The organism is Micromonospora sp. CA-246542 (assembly GCF_050942905.1).
Lineage (GTDB): Bacteria > Actinomycetota > Actinomycetes > Mycobacteriales > Micromonosporaceae > Micromonospora.
Genome location: NZ_CP192040.1, coordinates 5,279,441 through 5,303,254, shown reverse-complemented (window position 1 = coordinate 5,303,254; position 23,814 = coordinate 5,279,441). Strand labels below are relative to the sequence as shown.

Genomic DNA, 23,814 nt, shown 5'->3' with positions numbered 1-23,814 from the left:
ACACTGCTCGCCATGCGCGTGCTGCTCTGCCCGGACAAGTTCGCCGGCACCCTGTCCGCACCGGAGGTGGCCGCCGCGGTCGCCGCCGGTTGGCGCACCGTCACCGAGGGGGATGACCTGCTGATCCGGCCCCTCGCCGACGGCGGGCCCGGCTTCGTCCAGGTGCTCGCCGACGCGCTCGGCGGCCGGCGGCTGCCGGTGTCGACGGTCGATCCGCTGGGCCGTCCGGTGGCGGGTGAGATCCTGCTCACCGCCGATGGTGCGACCGCCTACCTGGAGAGTTCCCAGGCGTGCGGACTGCACCTGCTCGCCGTCGACGAGCGTGACCCGAAGGCCGCCACGTCGTACGGGCTGGGTCTGCTGGTGGCCGCCGCCGTGGAGAGCGGGGCCCGGACGGTGGTGATCGGGCTGGGCGGCTCCGCCACGAACGACGCTGGCGCGGGCATGCTCGCGGCGCTGGGCGCGACTCCGCTGGACGGGACCGGCGCGGCGTTGCCGTACGGCGGAGCCGCGCTGGCCGCGGTCGACGCGCTGGACGGCGTACCCCGGTTGCGGGACGCCCTGCTGGTCGCCGCCACCGACGTGGACAACCCGCTGCTCGGCCTGCACGGCGCGAGCAACGTCTTCGGTCCGCAGAAGGGCGCCGACCGGGCCGACGTGCTGCTGCTCGACGCCGCCCTGGAACGCTTCGCGGCGGTGCTGGAACGGGACCTGCCCGGCTGCCCGACGGGCCTGGGCGCGCTTCCCGGCGGTGGGTCGGCCGGCGGCCTGGGCGCGGCCGTCCTCGCGCTCGGCGGCACCGTTGAGTCCGGTATCGGTCTGGTCACCCGCGCCAACCGCCTGGACGCCGCCCTGGACACCGCCGACCTGGTGATCACGGGGGAGGGGTCCTTCGACCACCAGTCGCTGCGCGGCAAGGTCGTCGCCGGGGTGGCCGGGGCCGCCCGGGACCGTGGGGTGCCCTGCGTGGTGGTCGCCGGCCAGGTCAGCACCGGCCGGCGGGAGGCCGCCTCGGCCGGCGTGACCGACGCCTACAGCCTGGTGGAGCACTTCGGCGGAGAGGAGACCGGCGGGCTCGCCGCCGCGCTGAGCCGCCCCGCCGACGGGCTGCGCGAACTGGGCGCCCGGCTGGCCCGGCAGTGGAGCCGCTGAGCGCGTGCCACCGTCCCACCTGGGCCCGGGGGCCCGCCACGCGGGTACGTCCGGTCCGGGCGGCGTACCATCGGAACTGGACCACAACCGGGAATCACTGGACGGCGCGCGACGTTGGCCAGTGCGTCCGGACCCAAAACCGCGCAGGGAGACTTCCACGTGACCACGCCAGCGCAGACCGAGTCGACCGAGGCCCAGGCCCCTACTTCCGTCGTCCTCACCGACGTCGCGGCGCAGAAGGTCAAGGCCCTGATCGAGCAGGAGGGCCGCGACGACCTGCGGCTCCGTGTCGCGGTGCAGCCGGGTGGCTGCTCCGGCCTGCGGTACCAGCTCTTCTTCGACGAGCGCTCGCTCGACGGTGACGTCGTCACCGACTTCGGTGGCGTCGAGGTCGTCGTCGACCGCATGAGCGCCCCCTACCTGGCCGGCGCGACGATCGACTTCGCCGACCGGATCGACGCCCAGGGCTTCACCATCGACAACCCGAACGCGGGCAACTCCTGCGCCTGCGGCGACTCGTTCAACTGAGTCACGCACCGCACCAGCGATGGCGGGGCCGTCCCTTTCGGGGCGGCCCCTTCGTCATGGGCGCGCTGGTGACGAGCTGGTTGCCGTCGCCCGACGGACCGGACACGCCCCGGTTGCCGGGCCGGTAGGCTGACCGCGCCCCGCTCCCGACCCTGAGGTTGACATGAAGATCGCCGTGACCGGCTCGATCGCCACCGATCACCTGATGAGCTTCCCGGGTCGCTTCGCCGACCAGCTCATCGCCGATCAACTGCACAAGGTTTCGCTCTCCTTCCTGGTGGACGACCTGGTGCTCCGCCGCGGTGGGGTGGCGGCGAACATCTCCTTCGGCATGGGGCAGCTCGGGCTGCGCCCGGTGCTGCTCGGGGCGGTCGGCGCGGACTTCGCCGACTACCGCTCCTGGCTGGAGCGGCACGGCGTGGACTGCGACTCCGTGCACGTCAGTGAGGTGGCGCACACCTCCAGGTTCGTCTGCACCACCGACACCGACATGTGCCAGATCGCCTCGTTCTACGCGGGCGCCATGAGTGAGGCGCGCAACATCGAACTGGCGCCCGTCGCCGACCGGGTCGGCGGGCTGGACCTGGTGCTGGTCAGCGCCAACGACCCGGAGGCGATGCTGCGGCACTCGGCCGAGTGCCGCACCCGTGGGTACGCGTTCGCCGCCGACCCTTCCCAGCAGCTCGCCCGGATGCCCGGCGAGGACGTGGTGGCGCTGATCGAGGGCGCCGAGTACCTCATGACCAACGACTACGAGAAGTCGCTGCTGCAGAGCAAGGCACAGCTGAGCGACGACCAGTTGCTGGACCTGGTCAAGGTGCGGGTCACCACGCTGGGCAAGGACGGCGTCGAGATCGCCGGTCGGGGCATCGACCCCATCCACGTACCCATCGCCCGGGAGATCCGGGCCGTCGACCCCACGGGTGTCGGCGACGGCTTCCGGGCCGGTTTCTTCACCGCGCTCTCCTGGGGTCTCGGGCTGGAGCGGGCCGCCCAGGTCGGCTCGCTGCTGGCCACGCTCGTCCTGGAGACGGTCGGCACCCAGGAGTACGACGTGCGCCGCGACCTGTTCGTCAAGCGCCTCGCCGAGTCCTACGGCGACGTGGCAGCCGAAGAGATCCGCCCCCACCTCCTCCCGTAACCCACCCCACCCCCCGCCCGCCCCGCCCCACCCCCGCCCCCTCACGCCGCCGATCTTGCACTTTGTGTTGCTGTTTCGCGGCTTTTGTGCCCTCTTGACGCCACCGAAACTGCAAGATCGCGGGGCGGAGTGCGGCGAGGGCGGGGTGCGGCGGGGGAGGGGGTGGGCAGGGCGGGGGCGGGGGTTAGTGGGTGCGGCGGATGTCGTAGGCGGGGCCTTCGGGGCCGGTCAGGGCGCCTAGGTACTCCTGGCCGCGCATGCGGCACCAGGCGGGGAGGTCGACCGCCGCCGCCGGGTCGTCGGCCAGCACCCGGACGACCGTGCCGACCGGCACCTGCGGCATCCGCCGGGCCGCCGCGATCACCGGCAGCGGGCAGCGCTGACCCCGGCAGTCGATCACCTCGTCCGGCATCGTCACAGCCCGACCACCCCGGCGTCGGCGCGCAGGCCGGCGACGATCCCGGGCAGCTCGGTGAGGAACCGCTCGACGTCCTCCTCCGTCGTCTCCCGGTGCAGACTGACCCGTACGTTGCCGTGCGAGAGCACCCCCATCGCCTCCAGCACGTGCGACGGCCGCAGCGTGGACGACGTGCAGGACGAACCGGACGACACCGCGAACCCCCGCCGGTCCAGCGCGTGCAGCAGCGTCTCGCCGTCGACGTACAGGCAGGAGAACGTCACCAGGTGCGGCAGGCGCAGCACCGGGTCGCCGACCACCTCCACGTCGGGCACCTCCGCCGCGACCCGCGCCCGGATCCGGTCCACCAGCGGGGACAGCCGGGCCTGCTCGGCGGCCGCGTCGCCCGCCGCCGCGCGCAGGCTCGCCGCCGCCGCCACCACCGCGGGTAGGTTCACCACCCCGGGGTACGACCACCCTCCCGCTCGTCGGCCGGCCACGGCGACTCCCAGCGGGTGCCCTTGCGCACCGCCAGCAACCCCACCCCGGGTGGCCCGCCCCACTTGTGGGCGCTGGCGCTGAGCACCGACCAGCCGGCCGGCAGCGGCACCCGTCCGACCGACTGCGCCGCGTCGACGTACAGCGGTACCCCGACCTCCGCGCACACGGCCGCCGCCTCGGCGACCGGCTGCACGGTGCCCACCTCGTGGCTGGCGCTGATCAGCGCCGCCAGCGCGACCCCGGGAGCACGGACGGCGTCCGACCAGCCGGTCAGGTCCAGCCGGCCCACCCGGTCGACCGGTACGGCGGTGGCGGCGCCGCCGGCCGCGACGTGCCGCTCGGCGGCGTGCAGAACGGCGGAGTGCTCGATCGCCGAGTGCACCAGGGTCGCCCCGACGCGACGCCGTCCCGCCAGCGCGCCGAGTACCGCGCCGTGGGCTGCCGTCGTACCGCTGGGGGTGAAGGACAGCTCGTCGGCGCGGACGCCGAGCGTCTGCGCGGCGGCCTCGCGGGCGGCGTCGAGCAGTTGTCGCGCGCGGCGTGCCTGGCCGTAGAGCTTCCCCGGGTCGGCCCAGCCGTCCTCCAGGGCCGCCAGCAGCGCCTGCCGGGCGACCGGATGCAGCGGCGCGGCCGTCGCCCCGTCCAGGTAGACCGAAGAGGCGCTCACGGTGACGCCTTTCGTTTGCGACTGCGGGGCTCGCAACCCCGGCTCACTCCTCGCGCTCACGGGGTCGCCTTTCGTTTGCGACTGCGGGGCTCGCAACCCCGGCTCACTCCTCGCGCTCACGCCCACACACGCTATCGCGGCGTTATGCCCAGGATCCCCCCGATGGGGGCGGACAGTGACCCCACCACGGCCGAGTCCGTCATGGTCGAGTAATCTGCGACCGTCGGTGACGCCTTTGCCGCCGGTGCTGACGAACGACGCACCGCGGCGCGCTAGGGAGGCAGGACCAGGTGGTCGCAAGGAGTTCGGAGGTACGGCCGTCGGCCGTACGGCACGGTGCTGCCCCACGGGTCGGTGGACGCCGGGGACGTGGTGCCGGTCGGCTGGCCGGGCTCGGTCTCGGGGGCGTGGCGCTGCTGGTTCTGCTCACGGGCTGTGACGTCGGCAAGACGTTCGACGGCTTCGGTTGGCCGCAGGGCGGCATCACGCCCGAGTCGCACCGGATGTACGACCTGTGGATCGCCTCCTGCGTCGCCGCGCTCGCGGTCGGCGTCTTCGTGTGGGGCCTGATCTTCTGGTGTGTCGTGCGGTACCGCAAGCGTGGCAACGCGCTGCCGGTGCAGACCCGCTACAACCTGCCGATGGAGTTCCTCTACACCATCGCGCCGATCCTGATCGTCTCCGTGCTCTTCTACTACACGGCGATCGTGCAGACCGACGTCGACAAGCTGTCGAAGAACCCGGACGTCACTGTCGAGGTCGTCGCGTTCAAGTGGAACTGGCAGTTCAACTACCGCGACGGTCAGGGCACGGAAGCCAAGACCACCGCGTCGACGCTGGGCACCAGTGAGGTCATCCCGGTGCTCGTGCTGCCGACCAACCGGTCCATCCGGTTCGAGGAGACGAGCCGCGACGTCATCCACTCCTTCTGGGTGCCGGAGCTGCTGTTCAAGCGGGACGTCATGCCGGGCAAGATCCGCAACGTCTTCGAGGTCTCCAGCCTCGACGCCGAGGGCGCGTACGTCGGCCGCTGCGCCGAGCTGTGCGGCAGCTACCACGCGTTCATGAACTTCGAGCTGCGGGTCGTCTCGCCGGAGAAGTACGACCAGTTCCTCGCGGCCAAGCAGGGCGGCAAGTCCACCCAGGAGGCGCTGGCCCAGATCGGCGAGGAGCCGTACGCGCAGACCACGAAGCCGTTCGACACCCGACGGACGCAGAGCAACTTCAACCCGGACAGCGCTCCGGCCGGCACGGGAAGCTGAGGCAGCCGCATGAAGACCGAGTGGCGTATCTTCCTGATCATCGCCGGGTTCCTCTTCGGCGCGACCATCCTCTACGGCGCCTGGACGCACGGTGAGTCCGGCAACATCGAGTGGGTGGGCACCGTCGCCCTGGCGCTGTCGTTCCTGCTCTGCTCGATGTGCGGTGGCTTCTTCTGGTTCGTCTCGCGCCGTATCGACCTGCGCCCCGAGGACCGGGCCGACGCCGAGATCGCCGACGGCGCCGGTGAGGTCGGCTTCTTCAGCCCGGGCAGCTACTGGCCGTTCGGTCTGGCGCTGGCCGCCGCGATCGCCGCGCTGGGCATGGTGTTCTGGCAGTTCTGGCTGATCGGTCTCGGCCTGGTGGCGGTCGTCTTCGCCGCCTGCGGCCTGCTGTTCGAGTACTACAGCGGCACCCGGCGCACCGCCGAGCACTGATCGACCCGGTCGCCCCTGGCGACCGATCGCGTACCGCCACGAAGGCCCGCACCCCCGACCGGGGGAGCGGGCCTTCGTCGTGCCGCGATCGTCGATGCGGGGTGCCAGCGCAATGATCGACTCGACTTCCTGGAATCGGCGCTGTCCGGCCGGCATGGACACCCCGACTTCGGCGACGTCGAGTCGATCGAGCGAGAGGCGGGTGGTGGGCGCGGAGATTTGTCGGACCCGCGTGGGAAACTACAGGCGAGTAGTTCTCCGCTTCCGTTGTGCGTCGTTGTCGCATTCCAGAGGCGGTCGTCCGGACTGAGAAGGAGACGCCCGATGTCGCACCGCGATCTCTACTGCGACGTCTGCGAGGGCGTGACGCCGTTCGAGGCGCCGCCCTGCGTCGACGGCCACGGCAGCGACTGTCCCGAGCTGGTCTGCACAGGTTGCGGCACGGCCGTGGTGATCGCCACGTTCGTCGCGCCCGTCACTCGGCTGGCCGAGCGCCGACGTCGCCAGCCCACCCGCCGCCACGCCGCCTGACCCGCGCAGTTGTCGACCGGCCGCCACGTCGCAAGCCCGGCGCGGTGATAGCGCCGTCCCGCCGATGTGGCGGCCTCTCGCCGCGCCCATAGCGCCACGTCGCCGACCTGGTTGTCCGGGCCGCGTGTGTCAGTCGGCCCTGTGGGCGGCCGTGCCGATCAGGCGGTGGCCGGGGCCGCGGCGGTGGTGGCGGTCTCGATCCAGCGCTCCAGGACGCCCGCGGCCGCGCCCGAGTCGATCGACTCGGCGGCGCGGTCCAGGCCGGCGCGCAGCGCCTCGGTCAGGTCGCCGTCGAGCGGCCCCTGAGTCGCGAGCGCCGCCGCCGCGTTGACCAGCACCGCGTCGCGCACCGGGCCGGCCTCACCGGCCAGCAGGCGACGGGCCACACCGGCGTTGTACGCGGCGTCACCGCCGCGCAGGTCACTCAGGGTGGCCCGGGGTACGCCCAGGTCGCTCGCGTCCAGCACGGCCTCGCGTACGGCGCCGTTCTGCGCCGCCCAGACGCGGGTCGGCGCGGCGGTGGTGAACTCGTCCAGGCCGTCCTCGCCGCGCATCACCAGCACCGAGTCGCCCCGGGCGGCGAACACACCGGCCATCACCGGGGCCATCCGCGCGTCGAAGCAGCCGACCGCGCCGGCGCGGGGCCGGGCCGGGTTGGTCAGCGGGCCGAGGAAGTTGAACACGGTGGGGACGCCCAGCTCCCGGCGGACCGGCCCGGTGTGCCGCATGCCCGGGTGGAAGCGGGCGGCGAAGCAGAACCCGATGCCCGCCTCGGTGACGCACCGCACGATGGCGTCGGGGTCGAGGTCGAGCGGGACGCCGAGGAACTCCAACAGGTCGGCGGTGCCGCAGGAGGAGGACGCGGCGCGGTTGCCGTGCTTGACCACCCGCACACCCGCGCCCGCGACGACGAGCGCGGCCATGGTGGAGATGTTGACCGTGTGGGCGAGGTCACCGCCGGTGCCGACGACGTCCAGCGCGGTGGAGCGCAGCTCGTCGGGCAGGTCGACCGGGACGGCCCGGCTCAACATCGTCTCCACCAGGCCGGCCAGCTCGGCCGAGGTCTCACCCTTGGCCCGCAGCGCCACCGCGAAGCCGGCCACCTGCGCCGCGCCCGCCGAGCCGGCCATGATCTCGCCCATGGCCCAGGCGGTGTCGCCGGTGGACAGCTCCTCGCCGCGCAGCAGCGAGTTGAGCAGGTGCGGCCAGGTCCGATCGCCCATGGCGGGCCTCCCGAGCGTACGAAGTGCGGGTGGGCTGGAACCGGCGCAGGCTCGGCCGGCGCCGTGTCGGTGCCGGTTTGGCGCGGGAACGTCAGGCGGGTGCGTGCGTCCGCAGCAACTCGGCCACCGTGCTGCCGGTGGTCACCGGGTCGAGCGGATGCACCAGCGTCGCGTCGACCTCGGCGTACGCGGCGAGCCATCGGTCCGCGGCGCGGGCGATCACGAGGCAGGTGGGCGGCGCGTCGTCCCGGTCGTCCTTGATCTGCCGGGCGATGCCGATGCCGCCGCCGGGGCTGGCCTCGCCGTCGAGCAGCAGCAGGTCGATCTCGTAGTCGTCGACCAGCCGGATGGTCTCGGCGTAGGTCGACGCGTCGACGAACTCGATCCGCAGGCCGGGCGCGGGCCGGGTGCCCACGGCGAGCCGCATCCGGTCACGGACCTGCGGGTCGTCGCTGTAGAGCAGGACGGTGCACAGACGCTCACTCATGCCGACACTCCGCTTCCAACCTCGTAGCTGCCCGCCGATCGTACCGGCCGACGTGACGTACCTGACACGCCGCCCGCTTCCGCGCGTCGGGCGCGCCGTCTGCGCAGCTCAGGCCGTCGTGGCTTCGGCCGCGCGCTCGCGCGCCTCCTGGCGGTCCAGCTCGCGGTCGACACGGCGGGCCTCCCGCTCGGACTGCTTGACCCACTGCACCACCAGCACCGCGAGCATGGTGACGCTGACGAACTCGCCGCCGGCCCAGAGGATGCCGCCGGCGACCACCTGGTCGGCCTTCGGGTCGGACCAGCTCAGGTTGAGCGAGGGGTACCAGTCGCCGCCGAAGAGCGTGGTGCTCTGCATGATGGTGAGCCCGAGCACGGTGTGGAACGGCACGGAGAGCAGCATCAGCAGCGCCCGCGCCGGATACGGCCAGCGGCCGGGCAGCGGGTCGAGGCCGAGCAGTGGCCAGAAGAACACGCAGCCGGTCAGGATGAAGTGCGCGTGCACCAGCTCGTGCGCCCAGGCGTGCTCCAGCGTGAAGCGGTACAGGTCGCTGAAGTAGAGGGCGAACGGGTTGACCACGAAGATGGCGAACGCCACCAGCGGGAAGGTGTAGACGCGGGCGATCCGGCTGTGCACGATCGCCAGGAGGCGTTTGCGCGGCCCGACCGGCAGGGTCCGCAGGGCCAGCGTCATCGGCGCGCCCAGCGCCAGGAAGATCGGCGACACCATGGAGAGCACCATGTGCTGGACCATGTGCACCGACAGCAGCGCGGTGTCGTAGGCGTGCAGCCCACTGACCGTCACGAGCGCGATGCCGCCGAGGCCGGGGCCGAGGAAGAAGACGGTACGGGCGACCGGCCAGCGGTCGCCCCGGATGCGCAGCCGGTGCACCCCGTACAGGTAGAGGCCGGCGGCGAGCACCAGGCCGAGGGCCAGCCAGCTGTCCAACCGGGTCTCGGTCAGCACCGCGCCGATGGTGAACGGTGGCGGGGTCGCCTCGGCCCCGGCGGCCAGCGTCGACGGGCCCGCCGAGGTGGCCGCGAGCACATCGGCCGGGACGGCCGAGGTGGCGGCGAGGATGGGATCGACGTGCAGCACGCTTTTCAGGCTAGGCCAGGCGAACCGGACCCTGACGGCCGGGCCACGGAAGGCGCAGGTTTGCCACCCCGCTGATCGCCGGCCCCGGTCAGGGGCAATAATGACGGCGTGACTGCGGCCCCAGCCATTGACAAGAGCCGGATCCACTCTCTGACGCGACCCAACATGGTCAGCGTGGGGACGATCGTGTGGCTCTCCAGCGAACTCATGTTCTTCGCGGCGCTCTTCGCGATGTACTTCTCGATCCGCGCGGCTGCGCCGGAGCAGTGGGAGAAGCACACCGAGTCGCTGAACATCCCGTACGCGACCACCTTCACGGTGATCCTGGTGCTGTCCTCGGTGACCTGCCAGCTCGGCGTCTTCGCGGCGGAGAAGGGTGACGTGCACGCGCTGCGCCGCTGGTTCACCGTCACCTTCGTGATGGGCCTGATCTTCGTGCTCGGCCAGGTGAACGAGTACCGCCACCTGGTGGAGGACGGCGTCCGGATCAACGCCGACGGCTACGGCTCGATGTTCTACCTGACGACCGGTTTCCACGGCCTGCACGTGACCGGCGGTCTCATCGCCTTCATCATCTTCATGGTCCGCACGACCATGGGCCGGTTCACCCCGGCGCAGGCGACCTCGGCGATCGTCGTGTCGTACTACTGGCACTTCGTCGACGTCGTGTGGATCGGCCTGTACGCCATGATCTACTGGCTTCAGTGATCTTGGCGCGTCACGAACCGCGCCGCTGCTCCGTCCCCTGAGACAAGGTCCAACCGGTTAAGGACACAGCTCATGACTTCTGATAACGACCGCCGACGCGGCCTGCTCGCGCGGTTGCGCGGGCGGCCCGCCGCGCGCAGCAGGGGCCGCCGCCGGCTGGGCGCCGCGGTCCGGCTGATCGCGGCGCTGATGCTCGCCGGCGGCGCCTACACCGTCTTCGCGCCCGGTGCGCAGGCGCAGGACAATCCGCCGCTCACCGGCGCCGCAGCCGAGGGCAAGGCGCTGTTCGACGTGAGCTGTGTGACCTGCCACGGACGCAACGCCCAGGGCGTCGAGGGCCGCGGGCCGAGCCTGATCGGCGTCGGCGCGGCCTCGGTCGAGTTCCAGGTCAGCTCGGGTCGGATGCCGCTGGCCCGCCAGGAGGCCCAGGCGCACCGCAAGCCCCCGGTCTTCACCGACGAGCAGACCCGGCAGCTCGCCCAGTACATCCAGGAACTCGGCGGCGGTCCGGTCGTCCCGGGCACCGAAGAGGACCTGCACAAGAGCGGCAACGTCGCGGCCGGCGGCGAGCTGTTCCGGATCAACTGCTCGCAGTGCCACGCCTTCGGCGGTGGCGGCGGTGCGCTCTCCTCGGGCAAGTTCGCCCCGAGCCTGCACCCCGCGACGGACCGGCAGATCTACGCGGCGATGCTGAGCGGCCCGCAGAACATGCCGGTGTTCGGCGACAACCAGATCACTCCGGAGCAGAAGGCCGACATCATCGCCTACATCCAGGAGACGCTGAAGACCGACCAGGACCCGGGCGGGTTCAACCTCGGTCGGTACGGGCCGTCCACCGAGGGCCTGGCGATCTTCCTGGTTGGCATCGTGGCGCTCGTGTTCGCTAGCCTGTGGATTGCGGGTAAGTCGTGACCGAGCGGATCTTCAGTTCCACCGCCGTGGTGCCGCTCGGCGCCACCCGTAGCGAGGTGACGGCATGAGCACGCACACCGAGCACCAGGCCTCGCAGGGCCCGGAGCCGCTCGACGTGAACGACCCCAGGCTGAGCCGGTTCGACATCGTCCGCGAGGGCGCGCGCCGGGACGACATCGAGATCGTCCACTACGAGCCGCAGGTGCTGCCGGGCACCAAGGCGGAGCGTCGGCTCACCCGCGTGGTGGCCGGGTTCTTCCTGATCACCGGTCTGGCGGCGACCGCCTTCCTGGCCATCTACATCTGGTGGCCGTGGCAGTACGAGCCGGGTCGCGGTGGCGACAAGTTCTACACGCCGCTGCTGGGCGCCACCCTCGGCGTGGCCCTGCTCGCCGTCGGTTTCGGCATCCTGACCTGGGGCAAGAAGTTGCTGCCCAAGGAGGTCTCGATCCAGGACCGGCACGAGGGCCAGGTCGACTCCGAGGGTCGCACCATCACCGGCCAGACCATGCTCTACCTGGCCGACGAGATGGGCATCAAGCGTCGTCCGCTGCTCGGCATCTCGCTGCTGGCCGGTCTCGCGCCGGTCGCCGCGGTCGCGGCGGCACCGCTGGTCGGTGGCCTGATCTCCCAGCCGCACAAGAACAACCAGATGTTCACCACCGGGTTCGCCCCGACGGAGAACGGGCAGAAGATCCGTCTGGTCCGTGAGGATGGCCGCCCGGTGCGCCCGGCGGACATCAGCGCCGGTGGTCAGCTGACCGTCTTCCCGGGCATCGAGCACGGCGTGAGCAACCGGCACGCCGACTCGCCGACGTTGCTGATCCACCTGCGCGACGCGGACGCCCAGAAGTCCCGCGAGGCCAACGCGCGCCCCGGCGAGACGCAGAAGCACCACAAGGACTACATGTGGGGCAACTACGCGGCGTTCTCCAAGATCTGCACGCACGCCGGCTGCCCCGCCAGCCTGTACGAGCAGCAGACCAACCGGCTGCTCTGCCCGTGCCACCAGTCCCAGTTCCTGATCACCGACAACGCCAAGCCCGTCTTCGGCCCGGCCAACCGGTCGCTGCCGCAGCTGCCGATCGAGTTGGACTCCGAGGGTTTCTTCGTGGCGAAGTCCGACTACACCGAGACCGTCGGGCCTGACTTCTGGGAGCGGCCATGAAGCGTCGAAAGTTCGACCTGGCGGCCACGCCGGGCAAGGCCGCGGCGGGGGTGGACGACCGCTTCGCGGTGGCCACGCCGCTGCGCAAGCTGCTGAACAAGGTCTTCCCGGACCACTGGTCGTTCCTGCTGGGCGAGATCGCGCTGTTCTCGTTCATCGTGCTGCTGCTGACCGGTGTGTTCCTGACCTTCTTCTACGAGCCGGCGATGACCGAGGTGGTCTACGACGGCAGCTACGCGCCGTTGCAGGGCACCCCGATGTCCGCCGCGTACGCCTCCAGCCTGGACCTGTCGTTCGACGTCCGGGGCGGTCTGGTGATGCGGCAGATGCACCACTGGGCGGCGCTGCTGTTCATGGCCGCGATCGTCGTGCACATGCTGCGGGTGTTCTTCACCGGCGCCTTCCGCAAGCCGCGCGAGACCAACTGGATCATCGGCTCGCTGCTGTTCTGGGTCGGCTTCCTGGCCGGCTTCACCGGCTACTCGCTGCCGGACGACGGCCTGTCCGGCACCGGTCTGCGGATCGCCTCCGCGATCATGCTGTCCATCCCGGTGGTGGGCTCGTGGGTGACGTCGTCGGTCTTCGGTGGCGAGTTCCCCGGCACGATCATCATCAGTCGGTTCTTCATCGCCCACGTCCTGTTGATCCCGGGCCTGCTGCTCGCGCTGATCAGCGCCCACCTGGGTCTGGTCTTCAAGCAGAAGCACACCCAGTGGCCCGGCCCCGGCCGGACCAACAACAACGTGGTCGGCGAGCGGATGTTCCCCCGCTACGCGCTGAAGCAGGGCGGCTTCTTCATGGTCGTCTTCGGCGTCATCGCGCTGCTGGGCGGTCTGTTCCAGATCAACCCGATCTGGCTGTTCGGGCCGTACGAGGCGTGGGTGGTCTCGGCCGCCAGCCAGCCCGACTGGTACGTCATGTTCCTCGACGGCTCGACGCGGCTCATGCCGGCGTGGGAGATTCCGATCCCGATCGGCGACGGGTACGTCATCCCGCCGCTGTTCTGGCCCACTGTCGTGCTGCCCGGGATCCTGGTCGGCCTGTCGACGATGTACCCGTTCCTGGAGGCCCGGCACCTCAAGGACCGCAAGAGCCACAACCTGCTCCAGCGGCCCCGCGACGTTCCGGCCCGTACGGCCGTGGGCGCCATGGCCGTCGCCTTCTACATCGTGCTGACGCTCTCGGGCGCCAACGATGTGATCGCCGACAAGTTCCAGATCAGCCTGAACGCGATGACCTGGGCGGGCCGGGTCGGTCTGCTCGTGGTTCCGCCGCTGGCGTACTACGTCACCTACCGGCTCTGCCTGGGTCTGCAGCAGCACGACCGGGAGGTGCTCGCGCACGGCGTCGAGACCGGCATCATCCGGCGTCTGCCGGACGGTCGGTTCATCGAGGTCCACCAGCCGCTCAGCGCGTCGAACGGGCACGCGGACGGCCACGGTGAGCTGGAGTACGTCGGCTGGGTGGTACCGAAGAAGATGAACCGGCTCGGGGCCCTCGGCCCGGCGGTCCGGGGCTTCTTCTACCCGATCGAGAAGCCGGTCGAGGCGCCGGTCTCGCCGGGTCACCCGCCGGTCGAGCCCCGGGGAGATCGTGCGGAGATCGGCAGCGGCGAGAGCCGCCGCTGACCTCCGACAGCACCCTCACGTGACGCCCGCCGGACTTCCGGCGGGCGTCACGCCTTTTCCGGTGTCCGGTCGCCCAACCGAGCAGGAGTCGGACGGGCACGGCGGGACCGGTCGACCCCGCGCGCCGGGCGATCGCAGGAATAACCCCCGTGAGCCGGGTATCCGTGCGATCCAACGTCTCTAGGGGGGGAAGCATGTTGGGTCTCAAACGCCTCGGCCTGTTGGCCGCGCTGGTGCTGGTGGGTGTCGCGCCGGCAGCAGCCGCCCAGGCGGCGGCACAGCCGTCGACGCAGGACACCCAGTACCTGCAGGCGGTGCACCAGGTGAACCTTTTCGAGATCACCGCCGGTGATCTGGCTCAGCAGAAGGGCCAGAACCAGGGGGTCAAGGACCTGGGCGCGATGTTCAAGACCGACCACACCCAGCTGGACCAGACGGTGCAGCAGACCGCGTCGCAGCTCAACGTCCAGCTGCCGAACGAGCCCACGACCGATCAGCAGGCGGTCATCGACAAGCTGAACAACGTCAGTGGCGCGGAGTTCGACCGGCTCTGGGTGACCAGTGAGCTGGCCGGTCACGTCCAGGCCATCCAGGCCACCCAGACGGAGATCTCGCAGGGCTCCGAGCAGTCGGTGGTCCAGTTGGCCCAGACCGCCCTGCCGACGCTGCAGGCGCACTACGACGAGCTGGTCCAACTGGCCAACCAGTTGGGCATCCCGGTCCCGCAGACCAGCGCCAGCGGCACGCCCAGCCCGGGCACCTCGTCGCCGGCTCCGGGTGGCGTCACCGAGTCGCCGGCTCCGAGTGGTGGGATCACCGAGTCGCCGGAACCGGGCCTCGGCACCACCGAGCGGCCCGCTCCCAGCGAGAGCTGATCTCGCGGTAGCGCGACGGCCGGTCCACCCCACGCGGGGTGGACCGGCCGCGGCGCATGCGGGCCGCGGGTCAGTCGGCGTCCGCGAGGCCGATCGCGAACGTCTCCTCAAGGTCGAGCTTCGAGTACGCCCGGAACGCGATGTGCGACTCCGTGTTCAGCACACCCGGCACCTTGGAGATGCTGCCCGCGATGACCTGCGCGATCTGGTCGAACTCGCGGACCCGGACGATGGCGATGAGGTCGACGTGCCCCGCCACCGAGTAGACCTCGCTGACGCCGGGGACGTTGGCCAGGGCATCGGCCACCTCGGGGATCGCGTCGGTGGCGCAGTCGATCAGCACGATCGCGGTGATCACGGGGCATTTCTCCGTTCGTCGGCGTCGTCGCCCATGCTAGACCTGCACCGTCCCGTCGTCGCCGAAGCGGATCGCGTCCCGTAGCCGCTCGCCGTCCCGTACCGTCGCGCCCGGCCAGATCACGCTGCGTCGCACGTCGCCGCCCACCCTGGCGTCGGCGCCGACGACCGACTCGACACAGCTTCCGGTCACCGTGGCGGACCCGTCGACGAGCACGCCGCCGGCCGCCGCGTGCAGGTTGGCCGCCAGGTAGTCGGCCGGCGTCCCGGTGTCGTAGAAGGTGCCCGCGTACGGCACCACGTCGAGCGCCCCGGCGGCCTCCGCCGGCCGCCACACCGCGCGCACCAGGTCGGACACGACCACCGGCAGGTCGCGGACCAGTCGCCACGGCAGCAGCGAGAAGCCGGTGAAGCAGTGCCCGGCGAAGGTACCCGGCGCGTGCGGGTCGGCGGCGGGCTGCCCGAGCAGGCGTACGGAGTCCCGGTCCCAACCGTCGAGCAACGCGGCCACGTCGGGGCCCGGCGCGGTGGCCGGATCGGCCAGGTACGCGTCGGCGTTGCCGACCAGGACTCCTCGGCCGTCGATCCAGTCCCGCAGATTCGCCACCCCGCCCGCCGTGCCGAGCGGGTCGCCGGGCTCCACCGACAGGTGGGCGCGGTCGCCGACGTGCGCGACCACCTGGTCGGCGAGGTAGCAGGCGTTCACCGCGACCCGTGCGGGACTCCTCAGGCCCAGACCGGCCAACCGATCCAGGGCCCGGTCCAGGAGCGGCACGTTACCGACCGGGCAGAGCGCCTTGGGCACCCGTTCGGTGAGCGGGCGCAGTCGGGTGCCCTCGCCCGCGGCGAGCACGACCGCGCAGACGTCCCCCGGCCAGCTCGCCCTGGTCATGGCGCGTCGTCGGGCACCGGCGGCGGGAACTGCCCGGCCAGCGGCCCGATGTCGTAGTAGGCGAGCAGCCGCGCGGTCGGCCAGGTGAGCTTGGGCAGGTCGTCCAACCGATGCCAGGCGGCCTCGAAGACCTCCCCGCCGTCCACCACCAGTTCGGTGCTGGACGCCGGCACCTCCGCCTCGAAGACCATGTCCACCCAGCCCTTGGCGTGCACGATCGCGTTCGGCACGGCGGGGCGCAGCCGGGACGGCGGCAGCCGGACGCCGGACTCCTCGAACAGTTCGCGGGCCGCGCCCACGACCGGCGGCTCACCCCGGTTCAGCAGGCCGGCGGGGAGCGACCAGCCCTTGCCGGGCGGCTGGCGCAGCATCAGCAACCGACCCGCGCCCGTCGCCTCGGTGTCGCGGACCAACGTGACCGCGCCGACGATGTACTTCGGTACGGCGAGCCGGACCAGACGCCGGCGCACCGGCAGCGGCAGCCGGTAGAAGGCCTGGTAGAAGACGGCCCGACCGGTGGCACGGGAACGGGGGATCATGCCTTGAGGCTAGTGGTCACGAATGTCCCTCGGACGCGCTGGGGCACCCGGAGTCACTGTCGATGGTCGACCAGTTCGATGAGCTGGCGTACCACGGCGTCCGGTTCGATCACCCGGTCGAAGACCGCGACCAGCAGGGTCTCCAGGTCGGGGTAGCCCAACTCCTCGGAGAGCCGCAGCAGCGGCAGGTCGCTGGCGAGGCCCCGGTTGTGCTGGCGTAGGGCGAGACCGATGGTGGCCCGACCGAGGCGTACCTTGTCGCTGATCGTGATGCCCGGCTCGGTGTGCTCGGCGAACCACCTGTTGATCTGCATCTGCGCGTGCGGCGACTTGACGAAGTCCAGCCACTCCTTGCGCGGTCCGCGCGGGGCGGCGGCGGCCTCGAAGCCGTTGTCGGCGTCGTTCTCGGTGAAGATCTCCACCACGTCGCCCTCGTCCAGTTCCGAGCTCAGCGGTGCGAGCCGGCCGTTGATGCGGGCCGCGAGGCAATGGTCGCCGCGATGATTGCCCAGCTCGTACGCCAGGTCGACGGGTGTGGCGCCAGCCGGCAGCACCACCTGACGACCGTCGGCGAAGACCTGGATCTGGCCCTCGGCGAGGTCGCAGCGCAGCGACTCGTAGAACTGCGCCGGGTCGGCGGCCTCCGGCTCCCAGTCGAGCACGCGGCGCAGCCAGTCCAGCTGCTCGGCCCGGGCCGCCGCGCTGCCGCTGCCCGAGCGCGGGAAGCGGAAGTCGGCGGCGATGCCGTACTCGGCCGCGCGGTGCATCTCCTGGGTGCGGATCAGCACCTCCACCGTACGGTCCTGCGGGCCGCAGACGCTGGTGTGCAGCGAGCGGTAGAGGTTGTTCTTCGGCGAGGCGATGAAGTCCTTGAAGCGGCCCGGTACCGGCCGCCACGTGCCGTGGATCGCGCCCAGCGCCGCGTAACAGTCGGTGGCCGGGCCGTCGACCACCACCGAGATGCGGGGCAGGTCGTACGGCGCGGTGTGGCCGCCCGCGACGGTGTCCTTCCAGATCGAGTAGAGATGCCGGGGACGGGGGCTCACCTCGGCGTCGACCCGGCTGCGCTTGAGCGCGGCCCGGGCGCGGTTGACCACCGCGTCGAGGTAGGCCTCCCAGCCGGGCCGGTCGTGCACGTGCCGGGCCAGTCGGGCGTGCTCGTCGGGCTCCAGGTGCAGCAGCACCACGTCGTCCAGCTCGCGCTTGAGGGTCTGGATGCCCAACCGGTCGCAGAGCGGGACCAGGACCTCCTGCGTCTTGCGGGCGATCCGCTCCCGGGACGCCGCCGAGCGCACCCCGAGCGTCCGCATGTTGTGCAGCCGGTCGGCCAGCTTGATGATCAGCACCCGGACGTCCTTGGCCGCCGCGACGATCATCTTGCGGACCGTCTCCGCCTCGGCGGCCTTGCCGTAGAACGCCTTGTCGAACTTGGTCACCCCGTCGACCAGGTGGGCCACCTCGTGGCCGAAGTCCTCCGACAGCGCCTGGAGCGTGTAGCGGGTGTCCTCGACCGTGTCGTGCAGCAGTGCCGCGACCAGGGTGGTGGTGTCCATGCCCAGCTCGGCGCAGATCTGCGCCACCGCGAGGGGATGGGTGATGTACGGCTCGCCGCTCTTGCGGAACTGCCCGCGGTGCATGTTCTCCGCGATCGTGTACGCCCGGCGCAGCACCGCCGGATCGGTGCCGGCGTGGATGCCCCGATGGGTGCGGACCAGGTGGGTGACCGGGTCGGAGTCGGTGGTCGGCCAGCTGAGCAACGACCGCAGTCGGCGGGTCAGGGGCAGCTCGCCCGACTGGGTTGGCAGGGCGCCCCCCAGGGCGGCGCCGTGTCCGGCGTCGACGTCCACGAGGGACACCTCCTCACCCCGGCTCCGCGGTCACCGGACCCGGTGAACGGAGCAGGCCCACGAAACGGGCAGGACTGCACTTCCTTAACAGCCTAAGCGAGTCGACGTAGTCCGATCGGTCAGTTGGTCATGAGCGTTCGGTCGAGAGTTGGTGCGACGCCCCGCTCTCGGCCTTCGCCAGCAGGTCACGGAAGCGCCCCGCGCCGCCCGCCGGGGAGGACCAACCGGACGACATCTCGACCAACCGGGTCTCCGGCCGCTCCAACCAGGACAGGATGCGCTCGGACTCCTCGGCGGTGGCCGACGGCACCGGCCCGTGCCCACCCGAGACCGTCTCGGCCGTGGCCCGGATGGCGTTCAGCGTGGGTCTCGGGTGGACGCCCGGCGGGGACACCCCGGCGCCGGCCAGCCGACCGTGGCGTACCAGGGCCAGCTCCCAGCCGCCCTGGGCGGCCGGTCGGGCGGCCGCCAGCTCGGCGATCCCGGTCAGCGCCGCCAACCGCTGCATCCGCACCGTGGCGCGCAGCACCGCGGCCAGCCGGTACCGCACCACGGCGGCCTCCTCGTAGCGCTGGTCGGCCGCGAGCACGTCGATCCGGGCCAGCAGCGCGTCCACCACCGGCCGAGGGTCGCTCGTGGTGGCCGTCCGGAACGGCTCGACGGCTCTGTCGTCGTACTCCTCGGGGGTGATCCGGTGCTCGCAGGGCGCCGGGCAGCGACCCAGCTCGGCCAGCGCGCAGGCCGGCGTGACGGTGCGCAGCGAGAGCCGGTGCGTGCACTGGCGCAGCGGGACCGCGTCGTGGAAGGCGGCGGCGGCCAACTCCGCGGCCCGCCGGGAGGTGAACGGTCCGAGGTAGGCGGTGTCGGTGGGGGAGATGTCGCGCACGATCGACAGCCGGGGGTACGGCCCGTCGGTCAGCTTGAGCCAGACCATCCGCTCCGGGTACTTCGACCGCCTGTTGTACGGAGGGGCGTGCGCGGCGATCAGCCGCAGCTCGCGAACCTCCGCCTCCAACGAGTGCGCGCACTCCACGGCCTCGACCCGCTCGGCCGCGGCCAGCATCTCGGAGATCCGGGCGCGCTTCTCGCCGGCGGTGAAGTAGCTGCGCACCCGAGTGGCGATGTCGCCGGACGTGCCGACGTAGAGCGGCCGGTCGTCGGCGGCCCGGAAGATGTAGACCCCCGGGACCCGGGGCAGCCCCTCGGCCAGGTGCCGCTTGCGGCGCTGCGTCGGCGTGACCGCCCGGGCGAACTCGATGGCGTCGCCGACGGTGTCGACGCGGTGCCCGCCGAGGCGACCGATCAGACCGTGCAGCACGTCGACGGTGGCCTTGGCGTCGTCCAACGCCCGGTGGGTGGGCTGGGTGGCGGTGCGGAAGTACGCCGCCAGGGTGCCGAGCTTGCGGTTGGGCACCTCGTCGCGGGTCAGCACCCGCCGGGCCAGCGCCGCCGTGTCCAGCACGCGGGGGTTGGGCCAGCGGTAGCCGTGCCGGACGCAGGCGGCCTTGAGGAAACCCACGTCGTACGGAGCGTTGTGGGCCACCAGCACGGCGTCGGCGATGAACTCCAGGAAGCTGGGCAGCACCTCCTCGATCGGCGGGGCCGGCAGCAGCATGGCCTGGGTGATCCCGGTCAGCACGGTGATGAACGGCGGGATCGGCTGCCCCGGGTTGACCAGGGTGGCCAGCACCCCCAGCTCCTCGCCGCCGCGCACCTTGACCGCGCCGATCTCGGTGATCCCGCCGCCGTCCGGCGCGCCGCCGGTGGTCTCCAGGTCGACCACCACGAAGGTGGTCGCGTACAGCGGCAGGGCCGGGTCCACCCCGCCCACCGCCGGGTCGAGACCGGCCAGTGACTCCTGGACGTACTCCGCCTGTGCCATCGGCGGCACGCTAGCGCCCCGGTCCGACACTCCCGTCGCAGAGGTCCCAGCAGTCACCATGGGGCTAGGATGAGAGATCGGCTCACTCACCAGGCGGTGGGCCCGCCAGCGGTGGGAGACTTGCCACATGCCCCTCGCCGAGCCGCACGACGACCACCTCCCGCAGGAGGATCCGGTCGCCCGCGACGGCGCGGTGAGCGATCCGGACGCCGGTGACAATCCCGCCGATCCGGGCGGTGATCCGACGATCGAGCCGGAGCCGACGCTGCCCGAGCCGGTCCGGCAACGGATCGTGGCGCTGACCGCCGCCGTGCTGCCCAGCCTCCCCTCCGACGAGGTGCCGGTGCCGCTGCGGCGGGTGGCCAAGTTCGCCCCCAACCGGCGCGCCCGTCTCGGCGCTCCGGCCATCGCCGCCCAGCTCACCGCCGACCCGCTGTTCCGGCAGCGGGTCACCGCCCGGGTGCTGGCCGACGCCGGTGACCTCGGGGCGGCCGTGGTCGAGGGCACCGCGCCGGCCGCCGCCGACCCGGTCGAGGTGGCCGCACTGGCGTACCTGGTCCGGCCGCGCGGCTGGCGGGAGCTGATCGACGCCAGCGGCGCCGCGGTCCGCGCCGAGGCGGACAGCGCCGTCGTCGCCGAGCTGGTCCGCGAGGCCGAGCAGCGGGCCACCCGTGCCGAACACGACCGGGCAGTGGCCCGGGTCGAGGCCGACAAGCTCCGCGACGAGCTGGCCCGGGTCCGCGAGGAGCTGGGCCAGCTCCGGGAGGAGTCCCGTCAGCTGGCCCGCACCCTTCGCGAGACGCAGGCCCGCGAGCGCAAGGCCAGCGAACTTCTGGCCACCGAACGCGGCCGGGCCGCGCGCGCCAGCGCGGACGTCGACGCCGAGCTACGCCGCGCCCGCGCCCGGCTCGCCGAGGCGGAGGCCGCCGCCGGCGTGGCCCGGGCCAGCGCCAAGGAGGCCCGCTCGGTCGACGACGCCCGCCTCTGGCTGCTGCTGGAGACCATCGGTCAGGCCGCCGTCGGGCTGCGCCGGGAGCTGGCGCTCGACCCGGTCGACAAGCTCCCCGCCGACTTCGTCGCCGACGCGTTCGCCGAGCAGCCCGGTACCGCCCCGGCGGGCCCGGCCGCGCGCGCCCGCGACACCGACGACCCGGCCCGGCTCGACCAGCTGCTCGCCCTGCCCCGGGCGCACCTCGTGGTGGACGGCTACAACGTCACCAAGCGCGGCTTCGGCGAGATGTCGCTGGAGCAGCAGCGCAAGCGCCTCATCAGCGGACTGGGCGGTATCGCCGCGCAGACCGGCGACGAGGTGACCGTCGTGTTCGACGGCGCCGAGCGGATGCACGGGCTGCCGCCCGCCCCGCGCGGCGTACGGGTGCTCTTCTCCCGCAAGGGCGAGACCGCCGACGAGCTGATCCGACGCCTGGTCCGCGCCGAGCCGGCGGGCCGCCCGGTGGTCGTGGTCTCGTCCGACCGCGAGGTCGCCGACGGGGTACGCCGGCACGGCGCGTACCCGCTGGGGGCCGACTCGCTGCTGCGCCGCCTCGCCCGCTCCTGACCGCACGTCCGGCTGTCGGGCCGAGCCGTCGGGGCAGGCTGCCGGGGCGGGCGGTCGGGGCGAGCTGTCGGGGCAGGCTGCCGGGGCGGGCAAGAATTTGGCGAGGTTCTGGCAGGTCCGGTCGGCGACGGTGTTCGCATCCGCCCGGCACCGCCGGGCACCGGACAAAGGCAGGCGAACGACATGGGAAAGAGACTGCTGGGCGCCATCCTCGGCACGGTCGTCACACTGGCGGCGCTCCTGGTCGCCCCGGCGGCGGCCCAGGCGGCCTCGGGGGGCGGCTGCACCGGGGCCTACCCGATCAGCTCGTGCATCTCGTACCAGGGCTCCAACCAGACCGTGGTGGGTGACTTCTACATGAACGCCACACCGGACGGGTCCCGGTGCACGGCGTACCTCCAGTTGCGGACCACGAACAACGGCAACACCTCCTGGATCTACTACGACCTCAACCGGACCGGCCGGTTCGGGCCGATCAGCCGCAACGTCAACGTCATGAACAACTTCAAGGGCTCCGCCGTGGCGGTGGTCGAGGTCTACACGTGCAGCGGAGCGTTTCACGGCACCTACACCAGCCCTCGGGTGTACTACCCGTGACGAACGGATCCGGCCGCTGGCGCGTCAGCGCCAGCGGCCGGATCGCGGGTCAGACGCAGCGGGAGACGGCGGGGTTCGGGTCGTGGCCGGTGTACATGTAGTCACCGGCGAGCATGCCGCTCGCGTTGCCGTAGAAGGCGTTGTACCAGACGGTGTCGCCGTTGACCGACGATCCGGTCGCCCAGCAGTTCAGGTAGACCGACTGGCCCTTCGGGATCGTCAGGATGACCGAGCACTGCGAATTGTTCAGCCACTGGCAGTAGCGCAGGTTCAGGTCCGTCTTCGTCGTGAAGTAACCACCGGCGAACGCCGGGGTGGCGACCAGGCCGACCGATGCGGTCACCGCGACCGCGCAGGCGGCCAGGAGACGTCGTGGATTCATGTCGTCAACCTCCGGTGAGCGGGTCAGTAGGAGCAGTACGGGGAGTCCATGATGTCGATCGCGACCGCGTAGCCGTACGGCTCGAGGTAGGCCAGCTCGCCCGGGGAGACGCAGACCCAGTCGTTGTTGGAGTAGAAGATCTTCGCGCCGTCGTCGTTGCGGCTGTTGTAGACCCAGTCCGCGCCCTTACTGCGGGACCCGAGGGTCTGGTAGTAGGTGTCCTGGAACGACGCGGTCGGCGGCGCGCCGTCGTACGGGTTGCCGCTCACCCAGAAGCAGACGCGGGGGTAGTTGCAGCCGAGTGCCGAGGTGGCCTGCGCCGGTGTGGCGACGAGTCCGCCCGCGGCCGTCGTGACGCCCGCGAGGAGCGCGACGGCGGTGAGCCGGGAGCGTGTGGTCGAAGATGGTCCGCGCATGTCGAAGCCTCCGTTGAGTCAGGGTGGTGCGACCCGTTCCGTTCGGCCCGGACCGACGGCCAGGGCTGGGGCCTCGCCCGGCGTGGCCCGGACGTAGCACCACGATCGCAGTGACCGGGATCGACGAAACAGGCGCTTGACCGGCAGTTGACCGGCGATTCGCGTGGTGCGCCCGCGCGAGGTCGGCGACGTGGGGGTGTCCGACCGTTCGGGATACCCCGATTTCGCTGATCTGGAGTCGATCTCGCCCTCAACGGGCGGTTCTGTCGTACCCGGTGGATAACGTCGATGTGACCGACGGTGCTCGGGTGGCGACGACAGGGTGTCGGCCGCGCATCGCGAGCGATCAGGAGGCGTGATGCTCATCGACTGCGACGGGTGCGCGAAGCGGGCCGACGGCTGCTCCGGCTGCCCGCTGACCGCCCTGTTCGACGACACGTCCCCGGCGGCCGGGCTGGTCGCCGCCGAGGTCGAGGCGATCGAGGTGTTCGCCCGGGCCGGCTTCGACGTCGAGGTGCTGGCCGCTCCGGCCCGGCCCGACACTGCCGCCCAGCCCGGCGCTCCCGTTCGGCCCGGTGCGCCCGCCCGGCCCGGCGCCGGCACGCGCCGCGTCCGCCGGGTGGCCTGAGCC

The 23,814-nt window shown here is 71.9% G+C and carries 25 protein-coding genes and 1 pseudogene; 14 read left to right on the top strand and 12 right to left on the bottom strand.

Features of this window, described 5'->3' with window-relative positions; translation table 11 throughout:
- Positions 1 to 12: 12 nt before the first annotated feature.
- From ACQP0N_RS24445 to ACQP0N_RS24435, 3 genes are all read left to right on the top strand, one after another.
- Positions 13 to 1,152: a glycerate kinase family protein gene (locus ACQP0N_RS24445; protein WP_433114384.1), complete on the top strand. Its 1,140-nt coding sequence runs from the start codon at positions 13 to 15 to the stop codon at positions 1,150 to 1,152.
- Positions 1,153 to 1,311: 159 nt separating this feature from the next.
- The gene (gene erpA / locus ACQP0N_RS24440) at positions 1,312 to 1,680 is read left to right on the top strand and encodes an iron-sulfur cluster insertion protein ErpA (RefSeq protein WP_282257478.1); all 369 of its coding nucleotides are present in this window, start codon (positions 1,312 to 1,314) and stop codon (positions 1,678 to 1,680) included.
- Positions 1,681 to 1,843: 163 nt separating this feature from the next.
- Positions 1,844 to 2,821: a carbohydrate kinase family protein gene (locus ACQP0N_RS24435; RefSeq protein ID WP_396799117.1), complete on the top strand. Its 978-nt coding sequence runs from the start codon at positions 1,844 to 1,846 to the stop codon at positions 2,819 to 2,821.
- 184 nt (positions 2,822 to 3,005) lie between these two features.
- On the opposite strand, the gene ACQP0N_RS24430 is transcribed toward ACQP0N_RS24435, so the two are convergent.
- Both ACQP0N_RS24430 and ACQP0N_RS24425 read right to left on the bottom strand, forming a co-directional pair.
- Positions 3,006 to 3,239 carry a sulfurtransferase TusA family protein gene (locus tag ACQP0N_RS24430; RefSeq protein ID WP_355049374.1) on the bottom strand — a complete coding sequence of 78 codons (234 nt, stop codon included), beginning with the start codon at positions 3,237 to 3,239 and terminating at the stop codon, positions 3,006 to 3,008.
- Positions 3,236 to 4,386, bottom strand: a pseudogene (locus tag ACQP0N_RS24425) (cysteine desulfurase family protein). The gene ACQP0N_RS24430 and the pseudogene ACQP0N_RS24425 overlap by 4 nt, the downstream one beginning before the upstream one ends.
- Before the next feature lie 290 nt (positions 4,387 to 4,676).
- On the opposite strand from ACQP0N_RS24425, the gene ctaC reads away from it, so the two are divergent.
- The 3 genes from ctaC to ACQP0N_RS24410 all read left to right on the top strand — a co-directional run bounded on the left by ctaC (position 4,677) and on the right by ACQP0N_RS24410 (position 6,614).
- Complete coding sequence (ctaC, locus tag ACQP0N_RS24420; RefSeq protein ID WP_396799120.1) at positions 4,677 to 5,648, top strand: aa3-type cytochrome oxidase subunit II; 972 nt, start codon at positions 4,677 to 4,679, stop codon at positions 5,646 to 5,648.
- A 9-nt stretch (positions 5,649 to 5,657) separates the two neighbouring features.
- Positions 5,658 to 6,083, top strand: a complete 426-nt coding sequence (locus ACQP0N_RS24415) for a cytochrome c oxidase subunit 4 (RefSeq protein ID WP_355049377.1) — start codon at positions 5,658 to 5,660, stop codon at positions 6,081 to 6,083.
- A 324-nt stretch (positions 6,084 to 6,407) separates the two neighbouring features.
- Entirely contained in the window at positions 6,408 to 6,614 is a 207-nt protein-coding gene (locus ACQP0N_RS24410) for a hypothetical protein (protein ID WP_433114380.1), read from the top strand.
- Positions 6,615 to 6,772: 158 nt separating this feature from the next.
- Here the strand turns inward: ACQP0N_RS24410 and trpD are convergent, their stop codons facing one another.
- The 3 genes from trpD to ACQP0N_RS24395 form a co-directional block, all read right to left on the bottom strand.
- Positions 6,773 to 7,837, bottom strand: coding sequence for an anthranilate phosphoribosyltransferase (trpD, locus tag ACQP0N_RS24405; RefSeq protein ID WP_433114379.1), 1,065 nt, complete (start codon positions 7,835 to 7,837; stop codon positions 6,773 to 6,775).
- Between the two features lie 91 nt (positions 7,838 to 7,928).
- Positions 7,929 to 8,324: a hypothetical protein gene (locus ACQP0N_RS24400; protein WP_355049380.1), complete on the bottom strand. Its 396-nt coding sequence runs from the start codon at positions 8,322 to 8,324 to the stop codon at positions 7,929 to 7,931.
- 108 nt (positions 8,325 to 8,432) lie between these two features.
- Entirely contained in the window at positions 8,433 to 9,422 is a 990-nt protein-coding gene (locus ACQP0N_RS24395; RefSeq protein ID WP_433114377.1) for a cytochrome c oxidase assembly protein, read from the bottom strand.
- Positions 9,423 to 9,530: 108 nt separating this feature from the next.
- On the opposite strand from ACQP0N_RS24395, the gene ctaE reads away from it, so the two are divergent.
- The 5 genes from ctaE to ACQP0N_RS24370 all read left to right on the top strand — a co-directional run bounded on the left by ctaE (position 9,531) and on the right by ACQP0N_RS24370 (position 14,713).
- Positions 9,531 to 10,130 carry an aa3-type cytochrome oxidase subunit III gene (gene ctaE / locus ACQP0N_RS24390; protein ID WP_357126727.1) on the top strand — a complete coding sequence of 200 codons (600 nt, stop codon included), beginning with the start codon at positions 9,531 to 9,533 and terminating at the stop codon, positions 10,128 to 10,130.
- A 72-nt stretch (positions 10,131 to 10,202) separates the two neighbouring features.
- Positions 10,203 to 11,042, top strand: coding sequence for a cytochrome bc1 complex diheme cytochrome c subunit (qcrC, locus tag ACQP0N_RS24385; protein ID WP_357126730.1), 840 nt, complete (start codon positions 10,203 to 10,205; stop codon positions 11,040 to 11,042).
- 64 nt (positions 11,043 to 11,106) lie between these two features.
- The gene (gene qcrA / locus ACQP0N_RS24380; RefSeq protein ID WP_433114374.1) at positions 11,107 to 12,210 is read left to right on the top strand and encodes a cytochrome bc1 complex Rieske iron-sulfur subunit; all 1,104 of its coding nucleotides are present in this window, start codon (positions 11,107 to 11,109) and stop codon (positions 12,208 to 12,210) included.
- On the top strand, positions 12,207 to 13,838 hold the full coding sequence (gene qcrB, locus ACQP0N_RS24375; protein ID WP_433114372.1) for a cytochrome bc1 complex cytochrome b subunit: 1,632 nt from the start codon (positions 12,207 to 12,209) through the stop codon (positions 13,836 to 13,838). The genes qcrA and qcrB overlap by 4 nt, the downstream gene beginning before the upstream one ends.
- Positions 13,839 to 14,032: 194 nt before the next feature.
- The gene (locus ACQP0N_RS24370; protein WP_355049386.1) at positions 14,033 to 14,713 is read left to right on the top strand and encodes a DUF4142 domain-containing protein; all 681 of its coding nucleotides are present in this window, start codon (positions 14,033 to 14,035) and stop codon (positions 14,711 to 14,713) included.
- A gap of 70 nt (positions 14,714 to 14,783) precedes the next feature.
- Here the strand turns inward: ACQP0N_RS24370 and ACQP0N_RS24365 are convergent, their stop codons facing one another.
- The 5 genes from ACQP0N_RS24365 to ACQP0N_RS24345 form a co-directional block, all read right to left on the bottom strand.
- Positions 14,784 to 15,071, bottom strand: a complete 288-nt coding sequence (locus tag ACQP0N_RS24365) for an Lrp/AsnC family transcriptional regulator (protein ID WP_355049387.1) — start codon at positions 15,069 to 15,071, stop codon at positions 14,784 to 14,786.
- Positions 15,072 to 15,107: 36 nt separating this feature from the next.
- Positions 15,108 to 15,962 (bottom strand): nucleotidyltransferase family protein, encoded by an 855-nt coding sequence (locus tag ACQP0N_RS24360; RefSeq protein WP_433114369.1) that lies wholly within the window; start codon positions 15,960 to 15,962, stop codon positions 15,108 to 15,110.
- Positions 15,959 to 16,501 (bottom strand): NUDIX hydrolase, encoded by a 543-nt coding sequence (locus ACQP0N_RS24355; RefSeq protein WP_355049389.1) that lies wholly within the window; start codon positions 16,499 to 16,501, stop codon positions 15,959 to 15,961. Before ACQP0N_RS24355 ends, ACQP0N_RS24360 begins: the two co-directional genes overlap by 4 nt.
- Before the next feature lie 53 nt (positions 16,502 to 16,554).
- Complete coding sequence (locus ACQP0N_RS24350) at positions 16,555 to 18,348, bottom strand: RelA/SpoT family protein (RefSeq protein WP_396799361.1); 1,794 nt, start codon at positions 18,346 to 18,348, stop codon at positions 16,555 to 16,557.
- A gap of 127 nt (positions 18,349 to 18,475) precedes the next feature.
- On the bottom strand, positions 18,476 to 20,230 hold the full coding sequence (locus ACQP0N_RS24345; RefSeq protein ID WP_433114367.1) for a DEDD exonuclease domain-containing protein: 1,755 nt from the start codon (positions 20,228 to 20,230) through the stop codon (positions 18,476 to 18,478).
- A 127-nt stretch (positions 20,231 to 20,357) separates the two neighbouring features.
- Between ACQP0N_RS24345 and ACQP0N_RS24340 the strand changes: the two genes are divergently transcribed.
- Positions 20,358 to 21,788: an NYN domain-containing protein gene (locus tag ACQP0N_RS24340; protein ID WP_433114365.1), complete on the top strand. Its 1,431-nt coding sequence runs from the start codon at positions 20,358 to 20,360 to the stop codon at positions 21,786 to 21,788.
- A 183-nt stretch (positions 21,789 to 21,971) separates the two neighbouring features.
- Positions 21,972 to 22,385 (top strand): hypothetical protein, encoded by a 414-nt coding sequence (locus ACQP0N_RS24335; protein ID WP_433114363.1) that lies wholly within the window; start codon positions 21,972 to 21,974, stop codon positions 22,383 to 22,385.
- Positions 22,386 to 22,434: 49 nt separating this feature from the next.
- On the opposite strand, the gene ACQP0N_RS24330 is transcribed toward ACQP0N_RS24335, so the two are convergent.
- Positions 22,435 to 22,767: a hypothetical protein gene (locus ACQP0N_RS24330; protein WP_357395421.1), complete on the bottom strand. Its 333-nt coding sequence runs from the start codon at positions 22,765 to 22,767 to the stop codon at positions 22,435 to 22,437.
- A 23-nt stretch (positions 22,768 to 22,790) separates the two neighbouring features.
- Positions 22,791 to 23,183 carry a hypothetical protein gene (locus ACQP0N_RS24325; protein WP_357126753.1) on the bottom strand — a complete coding sequence of 131 codons (393 nt, stop codon included), beginning with the start codon at positions 23,181 to 23,183 and terminating at the stop codon, positions 22,791 to 22,793.
- 358 nt (positions 23,184 to 23,541) lie between these two features.
- Between ACQP0N_RS24325 and ACQP0N_RS24320 the strand changes: the two genes are divergently transcribed.
- Positions 23,542 to 23,811 carry a hypothetical protein gene (locus ACQP0N_RS24320; RefSeq protein ID WP_433114361.1) on the top strand — a complete coding sequence of 90 codons (270 nt, stop codon included), beginning with the start codon at positions 23,542 to 23,544 and terminating at the stop codon, positions 23,809 to 23,811.
- Positions 23,812 to 23,814: the final 3 nt, after the last annotated feature.

Coding starts and splice junctions, on each gene's coding strand:
- ACQP0N_RS24410 (WP_433114380.1), top strand. CDS start 6,408: ATGTCGCACCGCGATCTCTACTGCGACGTCTGCGAGGGCGTGACGCCG.
- ACQP0N_RS24360 (WP_433114369.1), bottom strand. CDS start 15,962: ATGACCAGGGCGAGCTGGCCGGGGGACGTCTGCGCGGTCGTGCTCGCC.
- ACQP0N_RS24370 (WP_355049386.1), top strand. CDS start 14,033: ATGTTGGGTCTCAAACGCCTCGGCCTGTTGGCCGCGCTGGTGCTGGTG.
- ACQP0N_RS24355 (WP_355049389.1), bottom strand. CDS start 16,501: ATGATCCCCCGTTCCCGTGCCACCGGTCGGGCCGTCTTCTACCAGGCC.
- ACQP0N_RS24335 (WP_433114363.1), top strand. CDS start 21,972: ATGGGAAAGAGACTGCTGGGCGCCATCCTCGGCACGGTCGTCACACTG.
- ACQP0N_RS24435 (WP_396799117.1), top strand. CDS start 1,844: ATGAAGATCGCCGTGACCGGCTCGATCGCCACCGATCACCTGATGAGC.
- ACQP0N_RS24415 (WP_355049377.1), top strand. CDS start 5,658: ATGAAGACCGAGTGGCGTATCTTCCTGATCATCGCCGGGTTCCTCTTC.
- qcrC (WP_357126730.1), top strand. CDS start 10,203: ATGACTTCTGATAACGACCGCCGACGCGGCCTGCTCGCGCGGTTGCGC.
- qcrA (WP_433114374.1), top strand. CDS start 11,107: ATGAGCACGCACACCGAGCACCAGGCCTCGCAGGGCCCGGAGCCGCTC.
- ACQP0N_RS24400 (WP_355049380.1), bottom strand. CDS start 8,324: ATGAGTGAGCGTCTGTGCACCGTCCTGCTCTACAGCGACGACCCGCAG.
- ACQP0N_RS24340 (WP_433114365.1), top strand. CDS start 20,358: ATGCCCCTCGCCGAGCCGCACGACGACCACCTCCCGCAGGAGGATCCG.
- ACQP0N_RS24320 (WP_433114361.1), top strand. CDS start 23,542: ATGCTCATCGACTGCGACGGGTGCGCGAAGCGGGCCGACGGCTGCTCC.
- trpD (WP_433114379.1), bottom strand. CDS start 7,837: ATGGGCGATCGGACCTGGCCGCACCTGCTCAACTCGCTGCTGCGCGGC.
- ACQP0N_RS24330 (WP_357395421.1), bottom strand. CDS start 22,767: ATGAATCCACGACGTCTCCTGGCCGCCTGCGCGGTCGCGGTGACCGCA.
- ACQP0N_RS24325 (WP_357126753.1), bottom strand. CDS start 23,183: ATGCGCGGACCATCTTCGACCACACGCTCCCGGCTCACCGCCGTCGCG.
- ACQP0N_RS24445 (WP_433114384.1), top strand. CDS start 13: ATGCGCGTGCTGCTCTGCCCGGACAAGTTCGCCGGCACCCTGTCCGCA.
- ACQP0N_RS24345 (WP_433114367.1), bottom strand. CDS start 20,230: ATGGCACAGGCGGAGTACGTCCAGGAGTCACTGGCCGGTCTCGACCCG.
- qcrB (WP_433114372.1), top strand. CDS start 12,207: ATGAAGCGTCGAAAGTTCGACCTGGCGGCCACGCCGGGCAAGGCCGCG.